This window comes from Sphingobium scionense, assembly GCF_014197035.1.
GTDB classification, from domain to species: Bacteria; Pseudomonadota; Alphaproteobacteria; order Sphingomonadales; family Sphingomonadaceae; genus Sphingobium; species Sphingobium scionense.
Map to the genome: position 1 here is coordinate 91,074 of NZ_JACIEU010000019.1, position 6,711 is coordinate 97,784.

Sequence of the window (6,711 nt, forward strand, 5' to 3'; positions counted from 1 at the left end):
TGATCGAAGGAAAGGATCAGACCGATGAGAGAGGAAACCATATTCAGTCCTCAGATCTCGCGTTTGCGGGCGTGGACACTGTTGGCCGACCTCAATCGCTATGAGGCGTGGCATCCGCACTATTGTTTTGGTGCGGGGGTCGTCGAGCTTGGGAACAAGATCGACATGACCTGGACCTTGATGGGCAAGCGAGCATCGCTCGAAGCCATAATCGTGGCCAATGAGAAGCCCGACACTATCCGCTGGAAAGCGGCGACGTTTCTGCTTTTCAGCATCGAAGAGGGATATGAAATTTTCGAGGACGAGACTGGCCTGCACGTCCGGCACAGTTTCGAGTGCAAGGGCATCCTTGGATTATTGGCACGCCCTTTAGCCGGGGGCCTTCGCCGTCAGATGAAGATCCAGGACGCAAGGTTCATGGCAGCAACGAAGCGAACGGTCCGCTCGGTTGCCCCAGCCAATCGTCACAAGCGTCGTGCTCTCAACGTGACCAAGGGTAAGGAGAGGCGCGATGGATAGCGCAACGACTGGCGCCGATCAGGGAATGGAGCGCAAGACGCTTTGGATCGTGCTGATCCTCAATGTTCTCATATTTGCTGCCTTCTTCGTCGTGGGCTTCACCGGAGATTCCAGCGCGCTCATTGCCAATGGCGTCGACAATTTGTCGGACGCGCTCGTCTATGCGCTGAGCCTCGTAGCCCTGAGCCGAGGCGTCATGTGGAAGAGCCGGGCGGCGATGTTCTCCGGCTCTATGCTGTTGGTCTTCGCAGTCGGCATCCTTGTCGATGTCGGTCGTCGATATGTCTACGGCAGCGAGCCCATTGGCACGGCCATGATGGCGATGTCGGCCGTGGCAGCCGTCGTAAACTTTATCTGCCTAAGGCTGCTGCAACGGCTTGAGCAGCCAGACGTCAACATGCGCGCAGCTACAACCTTTAGCTTCAATGACTTCATTTCGAATGGCGGCATTTTAATCGCCGGCGTGCTGGTCTGGTGGCTCGGCACAAACTGGCCGGATCTTCTCGTTGGCGTCGCGACTGCGCTGATCGCCATCAAGGGCGGGATCGAGATCCTCAAGGACGCCCGTAGCGAAATTCGGGAAGCCAAGGGCCGCCCAGAAATCAAGGAGGCCTGACATGACGAACCGTACCCCTTCGAACGGACTGCCCTGTCCGGTCTGCAAGGTCGACCTGCTCATGAGCGAACGACAGGGCATCGAGATCGACTATTGTCCCCAGTGTCGTGGCGTTTGGCTCGACCGCGGCGAACTCGACAAAATCATCGAACGCAGCATCAGCGAAACTCAGCCGGTCGAACGGCGTGAAGGCACGCTTGGTGTGTTCGGCTCAAAGCATGGAAGCGATCGTGGTGACGGCCATGGATCTCGGGGCGGCCATCACGGTCGTCGCGAGGGCTTCCTGCGTGAACTGTTCGACTGATGACCAGTTTGGCCGCCGCACCCACCCCTGTGTGTGAGAACGGCCCGCGTCATGGGCGGCTTCCATTGCCGCCCATGGCGACAGTTTATCCTCCGGATCCGGGAAACAACATGCGCCTGAAACAATATCGTTTGAGCCGTCTCTCCCTGACTGGAGGAGCCCTGATGCTCAGCCTGATGGGATGCCAGCAGAATAGCGGCGGTGATGAAAGTCGCCATGATCGTAATTCAACGCCAGCGTTAGTGGGCGAGCATCTCTATGTCTGCGAGGATGGCACCCAGCTCGATGGGGATTTCCTGGTCGACGGACTGACGCTAGATCTCGCCATCCTACCGGATCAGAAGCCTATCCGGCTCACCGCACCCGACACGGGCCTGACCTATGTCGGCAACAAGCTGAACGTCAGCCTGACCGGCGTAGACACGTTGAAGCTGGTACGCGCCGATCAGAAACCGCTGATCTGCAGGAGAACTCGGACGATCAGCAAGCAGGGACGCCTGCATCCACCTTGATGGCAACTGTTTCTGCCGAAGATAGCGTGCCCCAACCAGGATAATGGTCATGATTGAAAAACTCCGCCTCGATGTCCCCCTGCTGCTTCCCGAAGTCACTGACACGGCTGACGGCTGCGTTTCGCGCCTGATATCCTTGATCGAAAGCCGTCCCGGCGTCGCTGAAGTGCATGTAACCAAGGAGTCAGCGGGCACACTGCCGCAGCTGTGCATCCATTATGATCCGGACGCGATCTCACTTCCGCGTATCCGGGAGCTGGCGAAGGCGGCGGGGACGCAGATCGCAGAGCGCATCGGCCATGTGGTGTGGGAGGTCGACGGCATCGGCCACCAGAGGCGGGCCAGGTCCATTGGCGAAACGCTTCGCGCGCTGTCAGGCGTGCTCGAAGCCGAAGCCATTCTTCCTGGGACAGTGCGGGTCGAGTTCGATCGTATGCTCACTTCGGAAGATGGAATTCTTACGGCGCTTCGCGATGCAGGTGTAAGCCCGAGGGCTCTCACCGCTCCGGACAAGAAGCCGTCGGCACATGACCATGACAAGGATCACGATCACCCGGCAGGCGAGAAGCACGATCACGATCATGGGCATGGCGGACTGCTTGGACCCAACACCGAGCTGATTTTCGCTTTGGCCTGCGGCGGCGCACTGGGCGTGGGTTACCTCATCGAGACGTTCCTGACGGCACCCGCCTGGGTTCCGTTCGCTCTCTTCATCGCAGCTTATGTCTTCGGCGGCTTCTACACCGTGCGTGAGGCTATCGAAAATCTGCGTCAGAAGCGCTTCGAGATCGACACGTTGATGCTTGTGGCAGCAGCAGGTGCGGCCGCTCTTGGGGCATGGGCCGAAGGTGCTTTGCTGCTGTTCCTCTTCAGTCTGGGGCATGCGCTAGAGCACTACGCCATGGGTCGCGCAAAGCGTGCGATCGAAGCTCTGGCCGAACTGGCGCCGCGGACGGCTACCGTTCGACGGATGGACGGTGGCTCCAGCGTCGTGCCGGTCGAGGAACTGGTCCTTGGCGACGTCGTCATCATCAAGCCGGATGAGCGTATTGCGGCCGATGGCTTCGTCATCAAGGGCAATTCTGCGGTCAATCAGGCACCTGTCACTGGCGAAAGCATCCCGGTCGACAAGGAGCCTGTGGAAACCGCTGAGGCGGCCCGTGCCAATCCCGACCGTGTCGCGGCAGCCAGCCGGGTCTTCGCCGGGACGATCAACGGCAGCGGCCTGATCGAGATCGAGGTCACGCGGCTGTCGAGCGAAAGCACGCTGGCCAAGGTTGTGAAGATGGTCAGCGAGGCGGAGACGCAGAAGTCGCCCACGCAGCGGTTCACGGATCGCTTTGAGCGCTTCTTCGTGCCCGCAGTCCTTGCACTCGCCTTCCTGCTGCTATTCGCATGGGTGGTCGTCGACGAGCCTTTCCGCGACAGTTTCTATAGGGCGATGGCCGTCCTTGTGGCCGCCAGCCCTTGCGCGTTGGCCATTGCGACGCCGAGCGCCGTGCTGTCGGGTGTTGCCCGTGCGGCGCGTGGCGGCGTCCTGGTGAAGGGCGGTGCCCCACTCGAACTGCTGGGTTCGCTCGACGCTATCGCATTCGACAAGACCGGCACGCTGACGATGGGCGAACCGCGCATCCAGCAGATCATCCCGGCGCCTGGCGTCACCAAGGAAGAGCTAATGGCGCTGGCGGTGGCTGTAGAAAGCCTCAGCGACCATCCCTTGGCCCAGGCAATTGCGCGAGATGGGCGCGAGCATATTGGCGATCATCCAGTTCCGGAGGCTGAAAATCTGAAAAGCCTCACGGGTCGCGGCATCTCGGCTCTTGTCGGTGAGGACGAAGTTCTGATTGGCAAGGCCGAGATGTTCGGCAGCGACGGCATCGCCCCGCTGTCCACCGAGATGGATACCGCGATCAAGACGCTCCGGGAGGCAGGACAGACCAGCATGGTCGTGCGCAGCGGCTCGCGGGATATGGGGGCTATCGGTCTTCTGGATACGCCGCGCGAAGCAGCCCGCGCGGCGCTGGAACGCCTGCGCGAGATCGGCATCAAGCGGATGATCATGATCTCGGGCGATCACCAGCGGGTGGCTGATGCCATAGGCAAGCAGGTCGGGATCGATGAAGCCTGGGGCGATCTTATGCCCGAAGACAAGGTCGAGGCCATCAAGAAGCTGCGAGCAGAGACGAAGGTCGCCATGGTCGGTGACGGCGTGAACGACGCGCCAGCTATGGCGACCGCAACCGTGGGTATCGCCATGGGCGCAGCCGGATCGGATGTAGCTCTGGAAACAGCCGATGTGGCGCTCATGGCCGACAATCTTTCGCACCTGCCGTTCGCGGTGGGCCTCAGCCGGAGCACGCGCTGGGTTATCAGGCAGAATGTGTTCGTCAGCCTGGGGGTCGTCGCCTTCCTCGTACCGGCGACCATCCTGGGTCTTGGCATCGGACCGGCTGTCGCCCTTCATGAAGGATCGACTCTGTTGGTGGTCATCAACGCGCTGCGGCTTTTGGCATATCGGGATCCGGTCCGTGCCTGAGCAGGGCGCGGGCCACCATCGAGACGCGACGTGAGGATCGGACGATTCGACGCCATCTTCGTCGGGACAGGCATATTGATATGCGTCGCGCTCGCTGTCGTGGGAGTGTGGGTGGTGTCCGGCGTACTGCACGCACCGCCCAATGATCCTCCCGCCGCGAAGCGTATGCACTTCACGATCCGGCCGGGCGAAACGCAGCGGGTAGCAGTCTATGTGGCGGGCGAGGGGACCGTACGGTTCGTGAGCGACAGTCTCGGGGCGAAGGTCCGCTATCGCCTTCGCCTGGAAGATGGGCACCAGGGCTCCATTCTTGCCGATACGATTGCTTCAGGCGCTCAGCGGGGGGAGTTACGCCCCCAGCATGGCAGCTTGTACGAATGGTCTTGGAACAACCTATCGCCCGGGCCGGTGCATGTAGGCTTCTTTGCCGAGGGCAATTTCGACATCCTGAACCGAACAGGCGCTCGTCAGCCTGAATCCTTGGTGGCCCCCTGATTTTAAGAATTGGGCGCTACACCTCTCACATCATAGACAATGGAGCACCGCGATGATCGTCGGAGCGCGTCCCCGCCTGCAGCAGATCATACTCGAAATCTGGAAGCCGCTGACCATCCTGTTCGCTTGGGATGTGGCGGTCACCATTTTCCATCGGTTCATGCCGATCAAGGAGCCCGCGCTGCCGGTCGCGCTGTTCGGCACGGCCATCGCCTTGTTTCTCGGGTTCCGGACGAACGCCGCTTACGCCCGCTGGTGGGAGGCGCGCACCTTATGGGGCGCCTTGATCAACGCGTCGCGCAGCATCGCCCGGTTGTGTCGCAATGTATTGCCGGCTGGCCCGGAAGCGGAAGCTATTGTGCTGCGGCAGATCTCTTTCGCGCACGCGATGCGGTGCCGGCTGCGGGGGCAGGATCCGACAGAGGATATTGAGCGGCTGGCGGGCAAGGAGGCCGCCGAAGTGGCTGCCGAGCGTACGAACCGCCCCAATGCGTTGCTCGAGGACATGTCTCGCATCGTGTCTGGAGCGCGGGCTGATGGGAAGATCGACACCATCCAGCAGTCCCTGTTCGAACGAGTGATGATCGACATCGCCAATGCCCAGGGTGGCATGGAGCGGATCAAGAACACGCCGCTGCCCGGCGGCTTCGAGTTCATGCCGAACTTCTTCACTGAACCGCCCCGGGTTTGCCGGAGGCTATTTGGTTTAAGTTACGCAGCCATGGGGACGTCGTCCAGCATTGCGTAGTACAGTTCCTCAGCTTCAGCCGGCGGGATATTGCCGATGGGCTCGAGCAGGCGCCGGTTGTTAAACCAGTCCACCCATTCCAGCGTGGCATATTCCACGGCTTCAAAGGACCGCCATGGTCCTCGCCGATGTATCACCTCGGCCTTATAAAGGCCGTTGATCGTCTCAGCCAAAGCATTGTCATAGCTGTCGCCGACGCTACCAACCGATGGCTCGATCCCGGCTTCGGCAAGCCGCTCCGAGTATCGGATCGACACGTATTGCGATCCGCGGTCGCTGTGATGGATGAGACCACCCCGATGGACAGGGCGTCGTTCGTGGATAGCCTGCTCCAGTGCGTCCAGCACGAAGCTGGCGTGGGCAGTCCTGCTGACGCGCCAGCCCACGATATAGCGGGCATAGACGTCGATCACGAACGCGACATAGACAAAGCCCGCCCACGTCGCGACATAGGTGAAGTCCGACACCCAGAGCATGTTGGGCGCCGGAGCATGGAACTGCCGGTTGACGTGATCGAGCGGGCAAGGCGCAGCCTTGTTGCTGATCGTGGTTCGCACAGGCTTGCCACGGATTACCCCCTGCAAACCCAGATCGCGCATCAGCCGCTCGATGGTGCATCGGGCCACAGCAAAGCCCTCGCGGTTCATCTGCCGCCAGACCTTGCGCACACCGTAAACGCCGAAATTCTTGGCAAAGACGCGCATGACCTCGGGCTTCAAATCCTGATCGCGCCGGGCACGATCTGACAGCCGCCCCGGATCCCGCCGCTGTGCGACACGCTCATGGTAGGTGGATGGGGCAATCGGCAGAACCCTGCAAATCGGCTCGACCCCATATTCCGCCCGATGCTCGTCTATGAAAGCCGTCATCGTTTGAATGGGCGGTCTGTCCGTCGTCAGAACATTCGGCACAACTCGCGGCGTAGATTAGCGGAGTGCGGACCTCGTCAGGGGGTTGATCTTAGGCGGCGAACTTGCGGTG

At 61.0% G+C, this 6,711-nt stretch carries 7 protein-coding genes, 1 pseudogene and 1 other annotated feature; of the genes and pseudogenes, 7 read left to right on the forward strand and 1 reads right to left on the reverse strand.

Annotated elements, in window-relative coordinates:
• The first annotated feature begins 24 nt into the window (after positions 1–24).
• The 7 genes from GGQ90_RS20415 to GGQ90_RS20445 all read left to right on the forward strand — a co-directional run bounded on the left by GGQ90_RS20415 (position 25) and on the right by GGQ90_RS20445 (position 5,730).
• Positions 25–519 carry an SRPBCC family protein gene (locus GGQ90_RS20415; RefSeq protein WP_037480030.1) on the forward strand — a complete coding sequence of 165 codons (495 nt, stop codon included), beginning with the start codon at positions 25–27 and terminating at the stop codon, positions 517–519.
• A complete protein-coding gene (locus tag GGQ90_RS20420; RefSeq protein ID WP_188083723.1) occupies positions 512–1,135 on the forward strand; it encodes a cation efflux transmembrane domain-containing protein in 624 nt (207 codons plus the stop codon). The genes GGQ90_RS20415 and GGQ90_RS20420 overlap by 8 nt, the downstream gene beginning before the upstream one ends.
• A gap of 61 nt (positions 1,136–1,196) precedes the next feature.
• Complete coding sequence (locus tag GGQ90_RS20425; protein ID WP_380766544.1) at positions 1,197–1,439, forward strand: TFIIB-type zinc ribbon-containing protein; 243 nt, start codon at positions 1,197–1,199, stop codon at positions 1,437–1,439.
• Positions 1,440–1,549: 110 nt separating this feature from the next.
• A complete protein-coding gene (locus GGQ90_RS20430) occupies positions 1,550–1,951 on the forward strand; it encodes a hypothetical protein (protein WP_246428341.1) in 402 nt (133 codons plus the stop codon).
• 49 nt (positions 1,952–2,000) lie between these two features.
• Entirely contained in the window at positions 2,001–4,487 is a 2,487-nt protein-coding gene (locus GGQ90_RS20435; RefSeq protein ID WP_188083725.1) for a heavy metal translocating P-type ATPase, read from the forward strand.
• Positions 4,488–4,601: 114 nt separating this feature from the next.
• Positions 4,602–4,982 carry a hypothetical protein gene (locus tag GGQ90_RS20440; RefSeq protein ID WP_343053952.1) on the forward strand — a complete coding sequence of 127 codons (381 nt, stop codon included), beginning with the start codon at positions 4,602–4,604 and terminating at the stop codon, positions 4,980–4,982.
• 52 nt (positions 4,983–5,034) lie between these two features.
• A complete protein-coding gene (locus tag GGQ90_RS20445; protein WP_246428342.1) occupies positions 5,035–5,730 on the forward strand; it encodes a bestrophin family protein in 696 nt (231 codons plus the stop codon).
• Here the strand turns inward: GGQ90_RS20445 and GGQ90_RS20450 are convergent.
• Positions 5,694–6,617 (reverse strand): annotated as a pseudogene (locus GGQ90_RS20450) (IS3 family transposase); the annotation flags it as partial. The gene GGQ90_RS20445 and the pseudogene GGQ90_RS20450 sit on opposite strands and share 37 nt — an antisense overlap.
• Positions 6,525–6,637: a sequence feature (AL1L pseudoknot), on the reverse strand. (Overlaps the previous pseudogene by 93 nt.)
• Positions 6,638–6,711: the final 74 nt, after the last annotated feature.

Coding starts and splice junctions, on each gene's coding strand:
- GGQ90_RS20420 (WP_188083723.1), top strand. CDS start 512: ATGGATAGCGCAACGACTGGCGCCGATCAGGGAATGGAGCGCAAGACG.
- GGQ90_RS20430 (WP_246428341.1), top strand. CDS start 1,550: ATGCGCCTGAAACAATATCGTTTGAGCCGTCTCTCCCTGACTGGAGGA.
- GGQ90_RS20445 (WP_246428342.1), top strand. CDS start 5,035: ATGATCGTCGGAGCGCGTCCCCGCCTGCAGCAGATCATACTCGAAATC.
- GGQ90_RS20415 (WP_037480030.1), top strand. CDS start 25: ATGAGAGAGGAAACCATATTCAGTCCTCAGATCTCGCGTTTGCGGGCG.
- GGQ90_RS20435 (WP_188083725.1), top strand. CDS start 2,001: ATGATTGAAAAACTCCGCCTCGATGTCCCCCTGCTGCTTCCCGAAGTC.
- GGQ90_RS20425 (WP_380766544.1), top strand. CDS start 1,197: ATGAGCGAACGACAGGGCATCGAGATCGACTATTGTCCCCAGTGTCGT.